A 19,340-nucleotide genomic window follows, 5' to 3' on the forward strand; every position below is an offset into this window, starting at 1 on the left:
GCGAGCAGTGTCCGGGCCCAGCCGGCGGGGACGATGCCGTAGCCGGGGAGGCGGGCGGGTTCACTGTCGCCCTGGAACAGGGTGCGGTCGGTCATGACGAGCTGGACCTCCACCCCGCTGATGCCTCCCGGGGTGCCTGTGGTGCGTTCGACCAGGGCGTCGGCCATGATCTGGCCCCGGGTCCGAGTCTCTCCGGCGTTGCGGAGGGTGTCGGCGTGCCGGGACAGGGCCGCGTGCACGGCCACGCCTTGGGCGACGGGAAGGAGCGCGGTCAGATAGGTCATGGTGTCAGGGGCCGGGCGCAGGCTGACGTGCCGCTCGGTGGCGGCGTGGCTGGCACGCTGCGTGACCGAGCGGGGATCCCGCCGGTAGGCCGCGGCCCGCGCGGCGGAGATGATGGCCTTGTCTCCGGCGCCGTCGAAGACTCCCGTGTCGGCGGCGAGTTCCTCGTCGACGGCGCAGCGGTCTTCGGGGCTCAGGCAGGCTGTTTCCTTGACGAGCAGGGTGGCGCGCCATTCGTTGAGCTGTCCGGTGTCCAGGGCGGCGAGGGTGTGCGGCATTTCGGTCACGAGGGCTTTCGCGAATCCGAGGTGCCGGGATCCGCGGGCGGGGGATTCCCGCCGCGCCAGGGCAATCTGGGCTCCGACACCGCGTCCGCGCTCGTCGGCGGGGATGCCCAGATCTGCCTCGGTGCTGCGCTGGGCGCCGTCGAACGCGACCGCAATCCGGGCCTGGAGACCCGCGATAGCGGACTTCAAATCCTCAAGCCCACGCAACTGCTCGATCAGCAAGGCACAGTGCGGCAGTCTGCCGTCGGCCGGTTCCCCGCCGTCGGCCAGCCGGGAACTGGAGGCTTGACCAAACGAGTTCACGGCAAAGATCAGGTCCTCCACCGCCGGGGTTCCTTGAATGCCGTCCATAAAACGAGCATTCCAGAGGGGTACGACAAAATAGGGTCGGAGAGCCCCTTCCCGCCGAAAAGCAGGAAAATTGGTAGAAATTTTCAGGAAAGCTGATGTACGCGTTGTGAATCGAACCCCCTCAGCAGGGAGCAGGGGTCGATCCTGCGCGCCTCGATGGGCCGCCGCCTGGCACTCCGGGTGTCCAAGCTGCCGCCGAGCCCCGATCGTCCGCCGGGATATCCGATGGCCATCACCTGGGCTGCCGGCGCTCATTGTCAGCGGGATTGCCATGGTGATGTTCGTGGGTGCCGTTATTCTCGGCGGGGACGGTGACGACGGCAACAAGGCCGGCGGCGATCTGAACATGCGCGCCGTCCGTCTCGATACCGCCGGCGACGCCGCGGCTGCGGCCGGGGTCGCCGTGGCCGGTGCCGTCATCTACCTGATGAAGCGCCTTACTGGATTCCGCGACATGCCGGAGTGCCCGCTCAATCACCGATCTGGGTCGAGATTGGAATGGTCAGCCGGTCCAGCCACCGACTCGAGACTCCGCAGGACGGTGGACGTGGCACCTTTGAGGGCTATCATCAGCGCGTCATGGAAAGCCCGGATTACGGGATGACCGCCAGCACCCGATCGGACAACGGTGTAAACGGTTCTTGCCATTCCGGGCCGAAGCAGATGCAACGCCACTCCAGGAGTCGTGTTCGCCCACATGAGATCCGGCAGGAAAGCCAATGCAAGGCCTTGAGAGGCGAACCGCTGATGAACAAACATATCGGGAGACTCGTATTGCACGCGCGGTTCAAAGCCGGCTTTTCGGCAGACGTCGACCGCCCATTCTCGCGCGGGAGTTCCAGTCGGTTCCATAATCCAGGGATCCCTCGCAAACTGCTCCAGGAGCAGGCCGCGTCTCGCTCGAGGATCTGAGACCGAAATCCCGAGCCGCATCGCGTCTTCGAAGAGAAGGTGGCGTTCGGTGGCCCCGGACTGGACCAATGGTTGACCCGGGAACGACTCGACGATGGCCAAGTCGAATTCCCGCGCGAGAACGCCCGGGATGGCTTCATCCGGTTCTGCCTGAGTCAGGAGAACCTCGATCCCTGGGTAGGTTCTCGTGATCCAGGCGATGGCCTCGGGCAGCAGGTTAAGTGCAGCTGTTTGAAACCCGGCGACGCGTAGCGCTCCGGAAACAACATCCATGGAAGCTGCAATGTCCGATCTCGCCTTTTCTAGCTGGTTGAGGATTGTCTCGGCATGGGCGACGAGGATGCGTGCCTGGGCTGTCAGCCTGACCCGCCGGCCATCGGGTTCCAGAAGCGGGACTCCGACCTCCGATTCCAGCTGTGAAAGCTGTTGCGAAATGGCCGAGGTGCTGTAGGACAATGCGGCGGCCACCGCGGAAAGCGTGCCGCGACGGTGAAGCTCTCGAAGTATCTGCAAGCGTCGCAAGTCGTACAAAGGTGGGTCTCCATCCCGGTTTTCTTAACGATATCTCAAAGAAGCTTTTGATATACGAAATGATTGTCTCGTGTGACCCTAATTACATGGAAATGACAACCGCGGCACTGTTGAGATCCACGGGCCCCGAAACCGCGTATATCGCTCCTGAAGCGCGGACTTGGCGGTGCGCCCCCATCCAAAGTGGCGCACCCGATTTCCACCTAACAATCCCGGGATTCTCTGCAACATCGCTAATTCCTGCCAACCATCTGGCGGAGGAATTTGGGGTGGGACGGGTCTTCGTCAAGAACGAGGCGGTTCGATTGGGGCTGGGCTCTTACGAGGTCCTCGGCGCATCGTGGGCCGTTTGCCGCCTCCTTTCAGTGACATTGGGCGCGTCAACGATTCAGACCTTTGACGAGCTTCTTGACGCGGCAGCTGAACTGGGCAACTTCACTCTCGTGACCGCCACTCAGGGCCATCATGGCCTGGCAGTTGCCTGGATGGCTTCCGCACTGGGATTGGCGGCCAAAGTATTCGCGCCCTCCTACGCGGCGGAGTCGACTATGGAGTGCATCGTCGCCGAAGGAGCCCAAGTCGCTACCGTGCCGGGATCCTACGAGGATGCCATGACCGAAGCGGTCAACTACGTCCATGCGAAACGGCGGACGCTGCTGGTGCAGGACACCTCCTGGGCAGGGTACGAGGATGTTGCACGTTGGATCGCAGAGGGATATCAGACGATCTTTCTCGAGTTGGACCTGCAGCTGAGCTCCACAGGGACACCGCCCGTGAGCCTTCTCGCTGTTCCCGTAGGAGTCGGATCGTTGGCCCAGACGGCGGTCCAACACTATCGCGGCCAGATGGCGAACCTGCAGCCCTCAATCCTGAGCGTGGAAGCCGAGAGAGCCGCGGCCGTCCTGGCAAGCCTGCGCGAACAGCGACTGCAGTCGCTCCCTCCAGCCAACACACGCTTGTCAGAACTGAACGCCCAGACACCCTCACCCCTTGCGTGGCCATTCCTGAGGAATGGACTTGACGCTGCCATGGCGGTTTCGGACGCTGCAGCCCTGGCCGCGATGGCTCACAACACCGACGACCAACCCTGCTTGGGCGCCGGAGGTGCCGCCTGCCTTGCCGGACTTCGATTGATTCTGGCCGGTCCTGGCAGTGCAGAACGGAAACATCGTCTCGGTCTCGACGCACAATCCACTGTTGTTCTGGTCAACACCGAAGCACCAGATTCGATCCACTGAAATTTCCCCACCCAACCAACGAAAGAACTTCGACATGCGAACTCCCAAACCCCTCGCACTCCTGCCCATACTCCTCATGCTGGGAGTCACTGGTTGTTCATCGCCGGTCTCTACAGCCGGCGCTGCACAGACCCCTGCCTCGACCCCGGCCGTCAAGGTCAACGAGAAAGCTGCTGCACTCGTTCCTGCTGCCGTGAAATCGAAGGGCACACTGGTGTTCGCGATGGATGCCTCCTACGCTCCGTTCGAGTTCTTCGACACTGACAACACCACCATCACAGGATTCGACGCGAATTTTTCCGACGCCGTGGCCGCTGCGATGGGGTTGAAAAGCCAGAAGGTCAACACGAACTTCGCCGCAATTCTGCCGGGCTTGCAGGCCGGCAAATACGACATCGGCAACTCCAACTTCACCATCACCCCCGAGCGAGAAAAGACTGTCGACTTCGTGCCGTTCATGAAGTCGGGGTCCGGGCTCGGAGTCAAGAAGGGAAACCCTGAAAACCTGAGCATGGATTTTGCTTCGCTCTGCGGTCATCACGTCGCAGCCCAAACGGGAACCGTGCAGGCCCTGACCGACCTGCCGGAGCTGACGGCCAAATGCGCCAGTGCCGGGAAACCCGCGATCGACGTCCAGCTCTTCGCCACACAGAATGATGCAAACCTGGCTCTGAGCAGCGGCAGGGTAGACGCGCTCATGGCCGATAGCGTCGGGGTCGCATATCAGGGAGAGCAGTCCAACGGCGCATTTGAGCTGGTCTCGGGTCCTTTGTACAAGCCGTCCAAGCTGGGTATTGCCTTGCCCAAGGGCTCGCCCCTGATTCCCGCACTAACGGAAGCCGTCAACGGCCTCATCAAGGATGGTACTTACGCGGCGATCGCCAAAACCTGGAAACTGCCCGTCGAAACTCTGATGACGCCGGGGTCCTGACATGACGACGCCCCAAATCACGGTCCAGCGCGTCGACGCTGAGGACCTTCCGGTCGTACCCCGGCGACATCTTGGCAGATGGGCCGCTGCAGCGGTGATAGTTGCCGTTGCCGCCGTTTTCCTCCAGTCGGTCATCACCAACTCCCGGTTCGGGTGGACCACCGTCGGACAGTATCTTGGCCAAGTCTCCATTCTGAATGGCTTGCTCAATACCCTGCTGCTGACGGTCAGTTGCATGGCCATCGGTATCATCCTTGGAATCGTCCTGGCCATCATGAGGCAATCGGCAAATCCCATCCTTCGCGGCGCGGCCTTCGCCTACACGTCCTTCTTCCGGGGGACGCCCGTGCTGGTCCAGATCCTCTTCTGGTTCAATCTGGCTGCGTTGTACCCGGTGATCTCATTCGGAATCCCGGGAGTTTCCCTGGATGCAAATGCCCTTATTACTCCCTTCGCCGCGGCGATCCTTGGGCTCGGTCTAAACGAAGCCGCCTACATGGCTGAAATCGTCAGGGCAGGCATTATCGCCGTCGACGGTGGACAAAACGAAGCCGGGGCTGCCTTGGGGATGACGAAATTCCAGACCATGTACCGAGTGATCCTTCCTCAGGCCATGCGCGTCATTATCCCGCCCACCGGAAATGAATTCATAGGACTTCTTAAGACCAGCTCGTTGGTGAGTGTGATCGCAGTTCCAGATCTTCTCTACTCGTCCCAGATCATTTACTCGAGAAATTTCCAGACCATTCCGCTGCTGATCGTAGCCAGCATCTGGTACCTCCTCGCGACAACGATCCTGTCCACAGGCCAGTTCTACATCGAACGCCACTTCGCACGCGGCACAAAGAACATGCCAATGACACCTCTGCAACAAATCCGCCACTTTTTCCGCACACACGCGAAGCCGCTGGCACCGGTGACGGACAGGAAGAAAAAATGACTGCAACGCCATCCCACCCCAGCCGACCGATGCTCAGGACGGAGAACATACATAAGTCGTACGGGCGGATCGAGGTCCTGAAAGGCGTCGATCTCGAGGTCCAAGCCGGTGAAGTGTTGTGCTTGATCGGTCCTTCCGGATCGGGCAAGAGCACGTTCCTGAGATGCATCAACCATCTTGAAACGGTCGATGGCGGCAGGCTCTGGGTGGACGGTGAGGTCGTCGGTTACGAGCAACGAAACGGCCGACTCCATGAACTTGCCGACCCGGATATCTGCCGTCGCCGCGCCGAGATCGGCATGGTCTTCCAGCACTTCAATCTCTTTCCGCATATGACAGTGATGGAAAACCTCATCGAGGCTCCTACGAGGGTCCTGAAGGAATCCAAAGCCGCAGCGGTCAAAAGGGCCGCAGGCCTGCTCGAACAGGTCGGGCTGGCTGACAAAACGAACGCGTATCCCCGTCACCTTTCCGGTGGACAACAGCAACGTGTGGCCATAGCCAGGGCATTATGTATGCGTCCAAAGCTCATGCTCTTTGACGAACCCACCTCGGCGCTGGACCCGGAGCTCGTCGGCGACGTACTTAATGTGATGCGTGAACTGGCCAAAAGCGGCATGACCATGGTTGTCGTGACCCATGAAATGGGTTTCGCCAAGGACGTGGCAGACCGGGTCGCTTTCTTTAACGGCGGGCAAATCGTCGAGCTCGGGCCGGCGCGCCAGGTAATCACCGCACCCGCCCATGAACGTACCAAGGCCTTCCTGGCCTCAGTCAGATAGACGAGGGAAACGCTAAATGACGCAGGCAAACGACGATTGCACCATGGAATCCGTAGTGACCTTGCTGTCCGATCTGATCGCCATCGACTCCTCCAACCCGGATCTGGTGCCGGGATCTCCCGGCGAAACGGAAATCGCCGACTATGTCAGCCGATGGCTTGATCGGAGAGGATTCGACATCCACCGGCTGGAAGCCAGGCCAGGGCGACCCTCGATCGTCGCTATCGCGAGAGGAACCGGGGGCGGACGCAGCCTGATGATGAACGGCCACCTCGACACGGTCACGCTGAAAGGCTACGAGGGAGACCCGCTCCTCCCGGTCGTCAAAGACGGGAACATTTACGGGCGCGGAGCGTTCGATATGAAATCCGGATTGGCCGCGATGATGGTTGCAGCAGCGACGGTGGCAGAAGATGGTCACCGCGGGGACATCATTCTTGCGCTGGTGGCGGACGAAGAGTACGCAAGCGCTGGCACGAAGGAAGTCCTGGGGCAATTTAGCGCTGACGCCGCGATCGTCTCAGAGCCCAGTTACTTGGAAGTCACGATCGCCCACAAGGGCTTTGTCTGGTTCGAGGTCACCGTGGAAGGCATAGCTGCGCATGGATCACGGCCTGATCTGGGCACGGACGCGATCGCCAGGACCGGCCGGTTCCTCGTCGGGCTGGACCGGCTGGCAAAGCAACTCGCTACCGGACATGGCCACCCCATGTTGGGCAACGGAAGCATCCACGCCTCATTGATCAGCGGTGGGGAAGAGCTGTCCAGCTACCCGGCCCGCTGCACTGTCTCCGTCGAACGCAGGACGGTACCGGGTGAGACACCCGAGACCGCCGAGGCGGAACTCAGCGCAATCCTTGCTGAAGTCTCGGAGGAGGATCCAGACTTCCGCTACAACTTACGGCGGGCTCAGTCGGGAAGAACCTTCGAAACGCAACTCGACCAGCCCATCGTCCAGGCAACCCTGAACGCGGCGGAACGCGTTCTAGGCAGATCTGCGAGCCTCCGCGGGGAACCGTTCTGGACGGACTGTGCCCTCCTCGCCGAGAGGGGCATCCCATGCCTGCTGTTCGGTGTGGAGGGCGGGGGTGCCCATGCCCCCACCGAGTGGGCATCCGTGGAGTCCCTGCGTGATGTCACCCGTATCTTGACCGAAACCGTGAGGGATTTCTGCGGCTGACGGAACCCACCGGCGCAGGACCACCGGCAATCCGCGGGAAGGCCTGTGCCCACTATCAACCAATGGAGGAAACACATTGAACACGAACGCACTCGAAGGTACCGTCCGGGGACGCCTTAGCGACCTCAACATTCAACTGCCCCTGGTAAGCGCCCCGCTAGCCAGCTACGCCCCGGCGGTACGCACCGGGAACCTTGTATTCACTTCCGGCCAACTCCCTCTTGTGGACGGCAAGCTCGAATCGATCGGGAAGTTGGGGGACGGGATCAGCACGGACCTTGGCTACGAGCTCGCCCGCATCTGCGCGCTCAACGCCGTGGCCGCTGTGGCGGACCTGCTTGATCTCGATTCGATCGTCCGTGTCGTCAAGGTCGTCGGCTTCGTAGCCTCCGAGCTGGGCTTCACAGGACAGTCCGGGGTAATTGATGGCGCCAGCGATGTCTTGGGATTGATTTTCGGAGACCAGGGCGTGCATGCGCGCTCCGCGGTCGGCGTGGCCGAGCTGCCGCTGGGTTCGCCGGTCGAAGTGGAAATTGTTGTTGAAGTCCGGTGACCGCACACTGCAGGCGAGCCGCCCCAGCACCAATGTACGAACCATTTAAGGAATAATCCCCATGTTTGATATCCAGGCGATCCGAGCAGCAACACCCGGATGCGAAAACCGTATCCACCTGAACAACGCCGGCGCAGGACTCCTTTCGCGTGAAACACTAACCACCATGACCGGCCACCTGGAACTGGAGGCGAGCATCGGCGGTTACGAGGCCGCAGCCAGCGAACGAGAGAGGATCGCGCAGACTTACGCGAACATCGCGGAGCTGATCAACGGAAGAGCCGACGAGATCGCGCTATTCGACAATTCAACACACGCTTGGAATGCCGCCTTCTACTCGATGTCTTTCAAAAGAGGCGACAGAATTCTCACTGGCCGGGCGGAATACGGGAGCAATGTTCTGGCCTATCTACAGATAGCGCAACGGACCGGCGCGGAAATAGTCATCGTCCCCAACGACGAACACGGCCAGCTCGACCTCCATGCCATGGAAAACCTCATCGACAACCGGACAAAACTCATCGGAGTGAGCCACATACCGACCAGCGGCGGTCTCATCAATCCGGCGGCAGCGATCGGGCAGATCGCCCGAAAAGCCGGAGTGCCGTTCCTTCTCGACGCAACCCAATCGGTGGGCCAAATTCCTGTCGACGTCGAAGCGCTGGGCTGCGACATGCTCACGGCAACGGGCCGAAAATATCTCCGTGGGCCCCGGGGCATCGGGTTCCTGTGGGTCAGGACCAGCGCCCTGGAGCATCTTGAGCCATTCGTTGCCGAAATTGCCTCAGCGACATGGAATGGAGACCGCGGCTTTGAATGGCAGCCCGGCGCGACCCGCTTCGAGACGTGGGAATACAGCTACTCCAACATCCTCGGACTCAGCACGGCAGTTCGTCAGACCCTGGACATCGGAATGGAAGCCATCGGACCAAGATGCACCGAGCTCGGCGCATCTCTGCGAGGCCAGCTTGACGCAATCCAGGGAGTGACTACGTACGATCTGGGTGCGAGAAAGGGTGCCATCGTCACCGCAAAGATCGACAACATTCCAACCGACGTTGCGGCCGCGATGTTGGGAAAACAAGGCATCAACGTCTCCACTACCGCCCCGGAGCAGACGCAGTTCGACACCGAAGACCGGGGAGTTCACCCCCTAATCCGCCTCTCGCCCCACTACTACAACACGGAAGATGAGATCGCCCAGGCAGTCCGAGCGGTTAGTGATCTGGCAAGTCGAGCACGCTGACCTGTAGCGGTGGCACTCGGTGGTGGAACCGGTAAATACCTTGACATAGAGCACGCCATAGAGATTCTGAATGCGGCTCAAGCGTGCAGGGACGACTGGCAAAATGAAGAACTTACCGATGCTTGCTCGAACGTCCTGGCTGGTGCCACCGCTGAACCGCTGAGTCGGATAGACAACAGGAGTCGGATTCTGCTCTGCGAAAGAATACTTGTCAGTATCCACTGTGGTCTCGATGAACTAGCGCGGACCCTCAATTCATTATCGGAGGAAATGAAACTTTCCTTCCGACTCAGTCGAAATGCAATCGGAATATGGGAGCCGGGATTTGAAGCTCCGCCCGCAACGGATGCCGCGTCCGTCCTAGTAGCTTCCACCATTTCGGCCCTCATGGTGATAGTCCATGAGGGCCGATTTGCCAGCATCAGGACCTGTGATGCAGGAACCTGCAACAGGCTCTTTTTCGATTCGACGAAGAACCAATCCCGCCGATACTGCACAGGAAGGGGGTGCGCCGCAAGAACACACTCAGCCAACTTTCGGCAAAGAGAAGAAGAGAAGAAACCCTAGCGACTGGCCGGTCCAGGTCATAACTAGTCGGCCGGCTGAGCCGTGGGGGAGGCCTGTTGATTTCGCGCCCTGTGGATGCGGTACTCACGCGAGGTGATCCAAACGATGAAAATGTCGAAGGCCGTCAGGAGGACAAGGCCCCAGGAGAAGGCCACCGCGATCCGATAGCCCTGGTAAATGATGAAGACCAGTAGGAACGCGATCATCCACGGGTAGGCCCAAAGCTTGTCCTTCAGGACGGCCCAGACCAGGACGATTTTCACCAGGCCGTGGAGCAGCAGGTAGATGGCACCGAACAACGACGCCGATACCGAGAGGTTGGAGCTCAGGTGCAGCAGGCTATTCGCCAGGAAGTCGTGAGGGTCTTCGGCGAGTTCGTGCTGGGTGAGGAACCGGACCAGATCTCCGATTTGCCGGGGCGTCACCACCAAAAGAAGGATGCCGCCGATCAGTTCCAGAACGCCGTCCAGGCCCTTCAGGATGAGGCTGACACGAAATGTCCGGTCGAGCAGGGTAGTTCGCGGTGGATTCGTACTCATCTCACTCCCTTCGGTACCTCAAGATACATTCTTTCTCGTGTGGACACTGCGGCCCCTCACTATGCGGGAATGGGGGTGTTTTGGACGGACGTCTTGCACTATGCTTCCCGCAGAAAGATCCCAAGAGGTAGCCATGCCCCTCTCCACTGAACCTTCAAGGGTTTTCGCCATTGAGACACATGGCCTGAGCAAGCACTTCGGCAGGCATACCGCCGTCGATGACCTGACCATCCGCGTGCCTGCCGGAACCATCGCGGGTTTTATTGGTCCCAATGGGGCAGGCAAGACCACCACCATCCGCCTGCTCCTGGGGCTGGTGCGATCCGATGCGGGCAGCGCCATGGTTCTGGGTTACCCCCTCGCCGAGCCCGAACGCTACCTGCCGCGTGTTGGGGCACTAGTCGAAGCGCCGGCGTTCTATCCGGGTCTTTCCGGGCGGACCAATCTGGAGGTGCTCGCCCGTCTTGGCGGCTATCCCGGTTCCCGCGTGGGCGAGCTGCTTGAGATGGTGGAACTCTCCGATCGGGCGCGTGACCGGGTCGGAACGTATTCATTGGGCATGAAGCAGCGTCTTGGGTTGGCGATGGCCCTGCTGCCTGATCCGGACCTGCTCATTCTCGACGAACCAGCCAATGGCCTTGACCCCCTGGGCATCATCGGGATTCGTGAGTTGCTGCGCCGCCTGGCCGCCCAGGGGAAAACCATCCTGCTCAGCAGCCACATGCTCGGCGAGTTGGAACAGCTCACCGACTGGCTGATCATGCTCAATCAGGGGAAAGCCCTGTTCTGCGGACCGGCCCGCGAGCTGCTGGCCCAAAGCGTAGAGGTGGTGGTCGAAGCCCAGGATGCGGTCCAATTGGATCTGGCGGCCCGCATTGCGGATGAGGCCGGCTACTCGGTCACGAGGGAGGACCAGGCCTTGCGGATCGCCTGTCCTGCCGGTTTCGCTGAGACCCTAAACCGGCTGGCGAAGGAAGCCGGCGCGCCGGACCTGATAATCCGAGTGAAAGAGGCCAGCCTCGAACAGCTGTTTCTGGCTTTGGTGAAAGGAGACCGCTCATGATTTCCGTGATCCGTGCGTTTCGCAGCGAAGTGCTCAAGTTCCGCCGCTGGAGTGTTCTGGCGGTCGCGGGGGTGATGTTGGCGGTGAGCACCCTTATCGCCTATCTGACGTTCCACCAGATCGCGTCGGGAGCCACCGGCCGTGAGATGACCGGCCTGATTGCCGCGTTCCACACACCGCAAGGGTTGGTCTCCATCATTGGTCAGGCCCGCTCTCTGATCATTGCCGTCGCGCTGGTGATGGTGACCGCCAATCTCGCCGCGGAGTGGTCCCAGGGGACGCTGCGCAACCTGTTGGTCTGTGAACCGCGCCGCCTGCGTTGGTTGGCAGGCAAAATGCTGGCGCTGGTGCTCTTTGTGCTGCTCTCGATGCTGCTTACCCTGCTCATCAGCGGAACATTCATCCTCATCCTTGCGCAAGGACAAGGGATTCAGACGACCGCCTGGACCTCCGCGGAAGGGCTGAGCGTCTTCCTGGCGTTCCTGGGCAACGAGGTGCTGTGCCTCATCGGGGTGAGCGCCCTGGGCATGCTCATCGCCGTGCTGACCCGTTCGGTCGCGGCCGGCGTCGGGATCGCCCTGGCCTACATCCTGGTGGTCGAAGGCATCATCGCCGTGGTTCTGCCGCAGGTCACCCAGTGGTTCCCCGGCCGGGTGTTCAACACCATTGTGGGGACGACCGTGCCCCTGGTGGGCCCGACGCCTCCCCAAGGCTATCCGGCCGCCTTGGGAGCAGCCCTCCTGTGGATAGTTGGCTTCGTGGTGGCAGGCGCCGTCGTGTTCCCACGCCAGGACGTCACCGCGTGACAAAGGAGCACGCGATGTCCGAAAAGGAAGCCGAACAGCACGCAGGGGCGGGAGCGCCCGGAGCGGGAGGTGAGCCGTCCGGCGTCGTCGGCAACGAGCGCCTGACCGCACTGATAGGTGCTGTGGTGCTGGTGCTGTCGGTGGCCGAAGTCGCCACCGTTCCGACGCTGGGCAGCCTGATGGTCGCGCACTTCTTCGTTGGCGTGCTCCTGGCAGGCCCGGTCGTGGCCAAGACCGCCAGCACCGGCTGGCGATTCATGCGCTACTACACGCGGCATCCGGCCTATCGCCGCAAGGGCCCGCCCCGGCCGCTGCTGCGCGTGATAGCGCCGATTCTCGTTGCCTCGACGGTCGCGCTGATCGGCAGCGGCATCGCCTTGGCCATCACCGGGCCTGCCCCAGAGATCCTGATCCGGGTGCACGTTGTCAGTTTCCTGATCTGGCTCGCCACCATCGCAGTGCACGTCGTCGCATACGTGAGGCGGGTACCCCGGCTAATAGGCGAGGACTGGCGGCGCCGCACCGTCCTGCAGAAGCGAGGGAAACCGGAGCCGGCGGGACGCCGGATGCGGCTGGCGGTCAACATTGCGGTGCTCGTGCCGGCCGCGATCACCGCGGTGCTGCTTTTGCCGACCGCCGCACCATGGGAGGGCTGGCGTGGTCAGGCCGTGACCGGACCTGGGGTCCTCGCCGTCGTCGTGAGCATCGGGACCGCAGTCGCGGTGATGCTCAAGCGCCGCTAGAGGGAGAAGCAAGGCTGCAGCCGCATGTGTTTCAAAGAGGCAGCGAATGCGTTGGAAGGATGAACTCGGTAAAGCTTCCTAGGAATTCAGATGTCGCAGAGCCCGACGCCGGCGTCGTCCAGGCAGGGCGAGCGCTTTCCGGCCGGGGCGCCGACGGATCTGCGGCACGTACACGCGGGTCCAGGGACGCCCGGTAGCGATAACCAGACAAACCGCTGCATTTTGTTGTAGCTGCCGAAATCCAATACCGCCCCATCCAGCTTCGGTGCGAGGTCGCGGCTGACACTCATGGCTATTTCCTGTGCGTCGTTCCGGCCGATGGTGGACCCCCGGCCGGGCAGTTCGTTGACGAGGCAACGAAGGTACTTTTTGGGCTCCGTCCGGGAAAAGTACAGCCCTTGTTTGCGGCAGCCACCAGAACCTTGATAGCAGTGCAGGGTTCCGCCGAAAACATCGATCATCATCGCTGCTTCCGCGGTCACCGTGAAGCTGCCGTGGCCCGGGATCTGAACCACGACGCCGGTAAGGCTCGCCATCGCGGGCTGCCGGCTCACACCTCGCCCATGATGTCGGCGTGATGGTGGCGGGGTGTTCCGTCAAGGGAGTGTTCGGCCTGGAAGATGGCGTCGGTGACGAGTTGGCGGACGTGCTCGTTCGCGAGGCGGTAGTACACGCGGGTCCCGGCTTGCCTTGTGGTGACAACGCGCCCGAGGCGCAATTTGGCCAGATGCTGGGACACGGCTGCCTGGGATTTTTGGACAAGTTCCGCGAGCTGGTTGACGGGCAATTCGCCGTCGCGCAGCGCAAGAATGATGCGGACCCGGGTGGCGTCGGCGAGCATCGCGAAGACCTCGACAGCTAGCTCGACGTACTGGCTGTCCGGCTCCCGGCCGCACACAGCGTTATCTGCATCCATGCTTATATTGTTTCATACGGATAAAATGAGGTATATATATTGAGCAAGGTGCCGTTCGTTAGCTGAGGCTCCTTCGCGGAAACATGCCAGCGACCCCCAACGTCGAGAGACGCCCCGGGTCAGGACAGGCCGCCCCGGCATTAAGGGGTGGCCCCGATTGGCTCCTGGACACAGTCCGGGTTCACGCCGCGAAGTGCCAAAGGTCTTACGAGGAGGCGCATGTGCGGGTCTCTATGCCCGCCCTCCCCGCGGCGCGTCCAACGGCAGCAGGAGGTGACGGTTCCATCATGAACGATGGTCATAAACCCAGTCTCCCGTCCCGTTTTCCGGATTCGGCTTCAGCCTCCTGAAGGACTCCGTTTCAGCCTCCTGAAACTTTGCGCTGATTCCTTCCGGTACGCCGGAACCTGATCCAAGCGGAGCCTGATCCAAGCGGCACACAACGTGCCCCCCTTACGCAACAACCTTTGCTGAACAACGCCCGCCCACGCCCTATGGCTCGGTGAGGCTTATCCATGACTTTTTTGTGCCCGTTTCCGGGCAGAAGGCCGGTGCATCATGACCGAAACCAAGACGCTGCCAGCACCCTCCGCAGCCCTCGACACAGCCCATGTCGGTGACATCAAGGGTGCCTTCGGCACCATCCGCATCGACGACGAAAGGCCGCGCTCGGGCATCAAAGCACGCTTGAAGACCCTGCTGGCGATCATCGGACCCGGGCTGATCGTCATGGTTGGCGACAACGATGCCGGCGCGTTCGGCACCTACACCGAGGCCGGACAGAACTACGGAACGTCGCTGCTGTGGACTCTGCTGCTACTGGTGCCAGTGCTGTATGTGAACCAGGAAATGGTGCTGCGCCTGGGCGTCGTCTCCGGAGTGGGGCATGCCCGCCTGATCCTGGAGCGGTTCGGCAAATTCTGGGGCGCGTTCAGCGTCATCGACCTGTTCATCCTCAACGCCCTGACCATCGTCACCGAATTCATCGGCATCAGCCTGGGCCTGGACTACCTGGGCATCCCCAAGATCCCGGGAATCCTCCTGGCCACCGCGGTGATCGTGGGCGCCGCGAGCACCGGTTCCTTCAAGCGCTTCGAGCGTGTCTGCCTGACCCTGGTGGCCGGGTCCCTGCTGCTGGTGCCGATCATCTTCATGGTCCATCCCGACGTCGGACAAGTCGCCCACGACTTCGTCGTTCCCGGCATGCCCAAAGGCGCGGATCTGTCCACGGTGACTTTGCTGATCATCGGGATCGTCGGAACCACCGTGGCGCCATGGCAGCTGTTCTTCCAGCAGTCCTACATCATCGACAAGCGCATCACCCCGCGGTTCCTGAAGTACGAGAAGGCCGATCTCTGGCTGGGAATCGTCATCGTCATCGTGGGCGCAGCCGCGATCATTTCCTTCACGGCGGCAACGTTTGCCGGCACCCCGGAGTTCGGCAACTTCACCGACGCCGGCGGTGTCGCCGTCGGCCTCGAACAGCACGTCGGAAAGGTTGCCGGTGTCCTGTTTGCGCTGGCACTGATCGATGCCTCGATTATCGGGGCCGCCGCCGTCGGGCTTTCCACCTCCTATGCCCTCGGCGACGTTTTGGGGCTCAAGCACTCGCTTCACCGGAAAGTCTCCGACGCCAAAGGCTTCTACGCGGTGTTCGCCGGAGTCCTGCTCCTCTCGGCCATTGTGGTCCTAATCCCTGGCAGCCCTTTGGGTCTGCTCACGGTCGGGGTCCAGGTGCTGGCCGGGGTCCTGCTTCCCTCGGCCACGGTGTTCCTGCTGCTGTTGTGCAATGACAAGCAGGTGCTGGGACCTTGGGTTAACGGGCGGTTCATGAACATCTTCACGTCGGCAGTGATCGCGGTCCTGGTGATCCTTTCCCTGGTCCTGACCGCCGGGGTGTTGTTCCCGGACATGGGCTCGGACGCTATCCTGGGCATCCTTGTCGGAGGCGCCGCGCTCTCCGCCGTCGCCGGGGCTGTGTTCCTGATCTACCGGAGGATCCACCCCGCAGCGCCCAGCCCCGATACGGTCGACCGGTCACAGCGATCGACCTGGCGCATGCCCCCGATTGCCCTGCTCACCGCCCCCAAACTGTCCACCGGACATCGGATCGGCCTGACTGTTCTGCGCACGTATCTGCTGATCGCGATGATCCTGGTCATCGTCCGGGTGGTCCAGCTCGCGCTTGGCGCCTGATGGTTTCCCGGGTCATCGAGGCCATTACCGGGATCGCCGATTACAATCTGCTTACCCGCTGGTCGCGCCGCGGACCCAGCCACCACGCCAACCCCGGCGGGGACAGGAGAATTTCATGAATGATAGGCGTCACCGCCTCCGCGGCGGATCGCCCGGCGGATCGCCCAGCGAATCTCCCCGCCGGTCATCCGGCGGGGAGGCAAGCTCCGTAGGTCCTCGCCATATGCGACGCAAGTCCCGGCGCAAATCCATCATCCTGATCTCGGCCACGGCGGTCGTGGCCGCCGTGGCCCTGGCCGCAGCCACCGCTGTCACCTATGTGGGCGCGACGGCGGTTTCGGTCAACAACAACGTCCATCGCTCGGACGTTCTCAAAGATCTGAAAACGCTGCCCCAAGCGGTTCCGAAGCTGAGCCAGGACACGAACATCCTGGTCATGGGTCTGGATACAAGGGTTGACGAGAAGGGCAAGCCTCTTCCTCCGGAGATGTATGACGCCTTGCACGCGGGGGATGAGAATATCGGCGGCTACAACTCCAATGTCCTGATGCTCATCCACATCCCCGCGGACGGTTCCAAAGCGGCCGGCATCTCCATTCCCCGGGACGACTACGTCCAGGTCGACGGCATACCGGGCAGCGGCCCGTTCAAAGCCAAAATCAAAGAGGCATACGGCTACGGTTTCGCGGCGGAGAAGACCTCCTTGATCAACGCGGGAAAGCCCGACGACGACACGACTTACCAGGCGGCCCGCGACGCCGGGCGCAAAGCCGAAATAGCTACCGTCACCAAGTTCCTGGGCAGCGTGCACATCGACCACTTCCTCGAAGTCACCATGGCCGCGTTCTACCAGACAGCCCAGGCCATCGCACCCATTACCGTGTGCGTGAACAAGGCCACCCAGGACACCTTCTCCGGGGCCGACTTCAAAGCGGGCATGCAGCAGATCAACGCCAAACAAGCCATGGCCTTCGTGCGTCAGCGCCGTGACACGTCGGACCCGACGTACCTCTTCTCGGACCTGGACCGTGAACGCCGGCAGCAGGCCTTCATCGCCTCGGTCTCCCACCAGCTCAAAGACGCCGGGACCTTCACCGATATCGGGAAAATGCAAGGTGTCCTGGATGCCGTGAGCAAGAACATCGTGGTGGATTCGGAGCTGAACCTCATTGAACTTGCCCAGCAGGCCACGTCCCTGACCGGTGGCAACATCTCCTTCTCCACCCTGCCGATCACAGGCTTCGGAACGTCCCCGGATGGCGCCTCCATCAACACCGTGGACATCAACCAGATCCAGGCAACCGTCAAGGACCTTCTCACCCCGGTCCCGCCGGCTCCTGCAACGACGCCGACGGCGACCCCGACGACGGCGGCTGCCTCGCCTGCGGCAGCCGCACCTCCTGCAGCACCAGCCCCAGGGGCTGCAAACCAAGCACCAGCCACCCCGTCAGCACCTGCAGGCAACGTCTACGCGGATTCCACCGGGGCCCTCCAAGGTGGTGCCATTCCCTGCGTCAAATAGCGGGGGCACTTCAGATCAAGACGACTGAGGTGGGGCATTTAGCGCCGCCAAAAGCCGGCCACCTATCGATGCGATTCAGAGTCCAAGGTTCCCGGGTCGGACGAATTGTCTTGGAAAGCTGAACTTTTATGAGACGTGCGTGAGAACCCTTCTGATGCTTGTCAGCGTGTCGGACACAAGCGTCCAGGTCGCTCTCGCGATTAAATGACCGAACGCCGATGCTGCGGGCAGGACTCTGAGAAACAGTCATATGCAGCGTGAGCTGGCTGCGAATGTCTTATGAGCCAAGGCTGGCGGACTTCCTAGAAGGCCAATATCGCACCCATCTTTGACAGGGACGGGGCCGCCTCGGTTCGGGAACCTGCCTAGCGACTCGCCCAGAACCGTGTCGCGCTGGTGGCTCCCAAGATTTGGGCTGGGTACTCCTATCGGGCCCATGAGTACGGCCCGGATTCCGGGACTGTTGGTGCACGCGACTTCGATCGCTTCCGTGCCAGGAGCCGCCGCACCAGCCCCGCACTTCAGCACGAGTCAGGTCCCGTGTCGCGAATCCCATGGGATGTAAGACGACACTGAGTCCAGGAGCGCGCCACCGAGCGATCACAGAACGCCGCCATTTACCGCCAAACTCCACACTGCAATCAGCCCTTAGGGCACGAACGGTCGTCGGTCACACTGCCGTTTGACGGCGCAGTCGCCCGCGTGTAGCCCCGAGAGGCGCCGCCCTGGGGAGGGTCATTTCAGTTAGCGAATGTTGGAAGCCGCCGTTCCGGTAACCCAGTCGGCGAGCTGCCGACGGCTCGGGTACGAGCTTTGGGCGCCTAGCCCGGTTGCTGCGTAGGCGGCGACCTGACTGGCCACCTTCGCGGCTGGGGTGAGGTCGGCCCCACGGGCGAGCTCCGCTGCCAGCGCGCCGGCGAAGGCGTCTCCGCATCCTGTTGTGTCGGCAGCGGTCACCTTCGCGGCAGGGATGAACTGTGGAACGGTTGGCCAGATCTGGAGTCCCTCAAGGACGACGGCGCCTGCGGAGCCCAAAGTCACGACGGCGTTCTTGGCTCCCAGTTCACCAAGCAGAGCACCTATAACTTCCCATGTACGGTCCTCTGGAAGGCGCATCATGCCGACAGCGGCGAGGACTTCAGTCTCGTTGAGGACCAGGACATCAGTCATCGGTACGATGCTCTTGGCAGCGCCCGGCGAGTACGGCGAAAGGTTGAGGAGTGTCTTTGCGCCCATCATCCTGGCCAGCTGTGCCGCGGCGAGGACGGTGCCGACGGGTACTTCGAGGCTGAGGCTCAGCACGGCCGCGTGGCGGAGCGCGCGGAGCGACTCATCGACATGCTCCGGGGTGAGCTGGCTGTTGGCACCCGGGGAAACCATGATGAAGTTCTCGGCCTTGTCGTCGACTGCTATCAGCGCCGTTCCGGTGGCGGTTTCGGGCACTGTCGAGATCCATTTGGTCCCCACCCCTGCTGACGCGGCGGAGTCTTTGAGGAATGTGCCCTCGGGGTCGTCTCCGACGGCGGCGATCAGGTGGGCGGAGGCGCCGAGCAGTGCCGCCGCAGCGGCCTGGTTTCCGCCCTTGCCGCCGGGATGTCGGTCCATTCCGTGTGCGATGACTGTCTCTCCGGGGGCGGGGAGCCTCGCCGTGCGGACGGTCAGATCCATGTTCATGGATCCGACCACGACGACTCGGTCCTTCGTGTGCTGGTCTGCTGTCACGGTGTCGACGTCGAGGATAATGGGGGTCGTCAT

The 19,340-nt window shown here is 62.0% G+C and carries 19 protein-coding genes, 1 pseudogene and 1 riboswitch; of the genes and pseudogenes, 13 read left to right on the plus strand and 7 right to left on the minus strand.

The window, feature by feature from the left end; genetic code table 11:
- The 3 genes and pseudogenes from NFJ07_RS10780 to NFJ07_RS10790 all read right to left on the minus strand — a co-directional run.
- Positions 1 to 920 (minus strand): annotated as a pseudogene (locus NFJ07_RS10780) (DUF222 domain-containing protein); the annotation flags it as partial.
- 232 nt (positions 921 to 1,152) lie between these two features.
- Complete coding sequence (locus NFJ07_RS10785; RefSeq protein ID WP_269994255.1) at positions 1,153 to 1,398, minus strand: hypothetical protein; 246 nt, start codon at positions 1,396 to 1,398, stop codon at positions 1,153 to 1,155.
- A complete protein-coding gene (locus NFJ07_RS10790; RefSeq protein ID WP_269994257.1) occupies positions 1,395 to 2,363 on the minus strand; it encodes a LysR substrate-binding domain-containing protein in 969 nt (322 codons plus the stop codon). The genes NFJ07_RS10785 and NFJ07_RS10790 overlap by 4 nt, the downstream gene beginning before the upstream one ends.
- A gap of 92 nt (positions 2,364 to 2,455) precedes the next feature.
- Between NFJ07_RS10790 and NFJ07_RS10795 the strand changes: the two genes are divergently transcribed.
- From NFJ07_RS10795 to NFJ07_RS26035, 8 genes are all read left to right on the plus strand, one after another.
- The gene (locus tag NFJ07_RS10795) at positions 2,456 to 3,601 is read left to right on the plus strand and encodes a pyridoxal-phosphate dependent enzyme (protein WP_269994474.1); all 1,146 of its coding nucleotides are present in this window, start codon (positions 2,456 to 2,458) and stop codon (positions 3,599 to 3,601) included.
- A gap of 34 nt (positions 3,602 to 3,635) precedes the next feature.
- A complete protein-coding gene (locus NFJ07_RS10800) occupies positions 3,636 to 4,532 on the plus strand; it encodes an ABC transporter substrate-binding protein (RefSeq protein ID WP_269994259.1) in 897 nt (298 codons plus the stop codon).
- A 1-nt stretch (position 4,533) separates the two neighbouring features.
- Entirely contained in the window at positions 4,534 to 5,472 is a 939-nt protein-coding gene (locus NFJ07_RS10805) for an amino acid ABC transporter permease (RefSeq protein WP_269994261.1), read from the plus strand.
- Positions 5,469 to 6,254, plus strand: a complete 786-nt coding sequence (locus NFJ07_RS10810; RefSeq protein ID WP_269994262.1) for an amino acid ABC transporter ATP-binding protein — start codon at positions 5,469 to 5,471, stop codon at positions 6,252 to 6,254. The genes NFJ07_RS10805 and NFJ07_RS10810 overlap by 4 nt, the downstream gene beginning before the upstream one ends.
- Before the next feature lie 16 nt (positions 6,255 to 6,270).
- Positions 6,271 to 7,434, plus strand: a complete 1,164-nt coding sequence (locus NFJ07_RS10815; protein WP_269994263.1) for an ArgE/DapE family deacylase — start codon at positions 6,271 to 6,273, stop codon at positions 7,432 to 7,434.
- 76 nt (positions 7,435 to 7,510) lie between these two features.
- Entirely contained in the window at positions 7,511 to 7,987 is a 477-nt protein-coding gene (locus NFJ07_RS10820; protein WP_269994265.1) for a RidA family protein, read from the plus strand.
- 61 nt (positions 7,988 to 8,048) lie between these two features.
- Entirely contained in the window at positions 8,049 to 9,233 is a 1,185-nt protein-coding gene (locus NFJ07_RS10825; RefSeq protein ID WP_269994266.1) for an aminotransferase class V-fold PLP-dependent enzyme, read from the plus strand.
- Between the two features lie 387 nt (positions 9,234 to 9,620).
- Entirely contained in the window at positions 9,621 to 9,800 is a 180-nt protein-coding gene (locus NFJ07_RS26035) for a CGNR zinc finger domain-containing protein (RefSeq protein WP_442865344.1), read from the plus strand.
- Positions 9,801 to 9,823: 23 nt separating this feature from the next.
- Here the strand turns inward: NFJ07_RS26035 and NFJ07_RS10830 are convergent, their stop codons facing one another.
- Positions 9,824 to 10,339: a DUF2127 domain-containing protein gene (locus NFJ07_RS10830; RefSeq protein ID WP_269994267.1), complete on the minus strand. Its 516-nt coding sequence runs from the start codon at positions 10,337 to 10,339 to the stop codon at positions 9,824 to 9,826.
- Between the two features lie 133 nt (positions 10,340 to 10,472).
- On the opposite strand from NFJ07_RS10830, the gene NFJ07_RS10835 reads away from it, so the two are divergent.
- The 3 genes from NFJ07_RS10835 to NFJ07_RS10845 are packed head-to-tail and all read left to right on the plus strand — an operon-like array spanning position 10,473 to position 12,951.
- Complete coding sequence (locus tag NFJ07_RS10835; RefSeq protein WP_269994269.1) at positions 10,473 to 11,402, plus strand: ABC transporter ATP-binding protein; 930 nt, start codon at positions 10,473 to 10,475, stop codon at positions 11,400 to 11,402.
- Positions 11,399 to 12,208, plus strand: coding sequence for an ABC transporter permease (locus tag NFJ07_RS10840; RefSeq protein ID WP_269994270.1), 810 nt, complete (start codon positions 11,399 to 11,401; stop codon positions 12,206 to 12,208). The genes NFJ07_RS10835 and NFJ07_RS10840 overlap by 4 nt, the downstream gene beginning before the upstream one ends.
- A 14-nt stretch (positions 12,209 to 12,222) precedes the next feature.
- A complete protein-coding gene (locus NFJ07_RS10845) occupies positions 12,223 to 12,951 on the plus strand; it encodes a hypothetical protein (protein WP_269994273.1) in 729 nt (242 codons plus the stop codon).
- Between the two features lie 86 nt (positions 12,952 to 13,037).
- Here the strand turns inward: NFJ07_RS10845 and NFJ07_RS10850 are convergent, their stop codons facing one another.
- Together NFJ07_RS10850 and NFJ07_RS10855 are read right to left on the minus strand one after the other, a co-directional pair.
- Complete coding sequence (locus tag NFJ07_RS10850) at positions 13,038 to 13,505, minus strand: peptidase (protein WP_269994275.1); 468 nt, start codon at positions 13,503 to 13,505, stop codon at positions 13,038 to 13,040.
- Entirely contained in the window at positions 13,502 to 13,867 is a 366-nt protein-coding gene (locus NFJ07_RS10855; RefSeq protein WP_269994276.1) for an ArsR/SmtB family transcription factor, read from the minus strand. Before NFJ07_RS10855 ends, NFJ07_RS10850 begins: the two co-directional genes overlap by 4 nt.
- Before the next feature lie 47 nt (positions 13,868 to 13,914).
- Positions 13,915 to 14,090, plus strand: a riboswitch (M-box (ykoK) riboswitch).
- A gap of 335 nt (positions 14,091 to 14,425) precedes the next feature.
- Here NFJ07_RS10855 and NFJ07_RS10860 point away from each other — a divergent pair.
- A complete protein-coding gene (locus NFJ07_RS10860) occupies positions 14,426 to 16,063 on the plus strand; it encodes an Nramp family divalent metal transporter (protein ID WP_269994277.1) in 1,638 nt (545 codons plus the stop codon).
- A 115-nt stretch (positions 16,064 to 16,178) separates the two neighbouring features.
- Positions 16,179 to 17,585 carry an LCP family protein gene (locus NFJ07_RS10865; protein ID WP_269994279.1) on the plus strand — a complete coding sequence of 469 codons (1,407 nt, stop codon included), beginning with the start codon at positions 16,179 to 16,181 and terminating at the stop codon, positions 17,583 to 17,585.
- A 744-nt stretch (positions 17,586 to 18,329) separates the two neighbouring features.
- On the opposite strand, the gene NFJ07_RS10870 is transcribed toward NFJ07_RS10865, so the two are convergent.
- Positions 18,330 to 19,340, minus strand: coding sequence for a ribokinase (locus tag NFJ07_RS10870; RefSeq protein WP_269994281.1), 1,011 nt, complete (start codon positions 19,338 to 19,340; stop codon positions 18,330 to 18,332).

Source organism: Arthrobacter sp. B2a2-09, assembly GCF_027587375.1.
Taxonomy (GTDB): Bacteria; Actinomycetota; Actinomycetes; order Actinomycetales; family Micrococcaceae; genus Arthrobacter.

What these genes read in the sequence shown, in the direction of transcription:
- NFJ07_RS10795 (WP_269994474.1), top strand. Translation starts at nt 2,456, where the DNA reads ATGACAACCGCGGCACTGTTGAGATCCACGGGCCCCGAAACCGCGTAT.
- NFJ07_RS10800 (WP_269994259.1), top strand. Translation starts at nt 3,636, where the DNA reads ATGCGAACTCCCAAACCCCTCGCACTCCTGCCCATACTCCTCATGCTG.
- NFJ07_RS10805 (WP_269994261.1), top strand. Translation starts at nt 4,534, where the DNA reads ATGACGACGCCCCAAATCACGGTCCAGCGCGTCGACGCTGAGGACCTT.
- NFJ07_RS10810 (WP_269994262.1), top strand. Translation starts at nt 5,469, where the DNA reads ATGACTGCAACGCCATCCCACCCCAGCCGACCGATGCTCAGGACGGAG.
- NFJ07_RS10815 (WP_269994263.1), top strand. Translation starts at nt 6,271, where the DNA reads ATGACGCAGGCAAACGACGATTGCACCATGGAATCCGTAGTGACCTTG.
- NFJ07_RS10825 (WP_269994266.1), top strand. Translation starts at nt 8,049, where the DNA reads ATGTTTGATATCCAGGCGATCCGAGCAGCAACACCCGGATGCGAAAAC.
- NFJ07_RS26035 (WP_442865344.1), top strand. Translation starts at nt 9,621, where the DNA reads ATGGTGATAGTCCATGAGGGCCGATTTGCCAGCATCAGGACCTGTGAT.
- NFJ07_RS10830 (WP_269994267.1), bottom strand. Translation starts at nt 10,339, where the DNA reads ATGAGTACGAATCCACCGCGAACTACCCTGCTCGACCGGACATTTCGT.
- NFJ07_RS10835 (WP_269994269.1), top strand. Translation starts at nt 10,473, where the DNA reads ATGCCCCTCTCCACTGAACCTTCAAGGGTTTTCGCCATTGAGACACAT.
- NFJ07_RS10840 (WP_269994270.1), top strand. Translation starts at nt 11,399, where the DNA reads ATGATTTCCGTGATCCGTGCGTTTCGCAGCGAAGTGCTCAAGTTCCGC.
- NFJ07_RS10845 (WP_269994273.1), top strand. Translation starts at nt 12,223, where the DNA reads ATGTCCGAAAAGGAAGCCGAACAGCACGCAGGGGCGGGAGCGCCCGGA.
- NFJ07_RS10855 (WP_269994276.1), bottom strand. Translation starts at nt 13,867, where the DNA reads ATGGATGCAGATAACGCTGTGTGCGGCCGGGAGCCGGACAGCCAGTAC.
- NFJ07_RS10860 (WP_269994277.1), top strand. Translation starts at nt 14,426, where the DNA reads ATGACCGAAACCAAGACGCTGCCAGCACCCTCCGCAGCCCTCGACACA.
- NFJ07_RS10865 (WP_269994279.1), top strand. Translation starts at nt 16,179, where the DNA reads ATGAATGATAGGCGTCACCGCCTCCGCGGCGGATCGCCCGGCGGATCG.
- NFJ07_RS10870 (WP_269994281.1), bottom strand. Translation starts at nt 19,340, where the DNA reads ATGACGACCCCCATTATCCTCGACGTCGACACCGTGACAGCAGACCAG.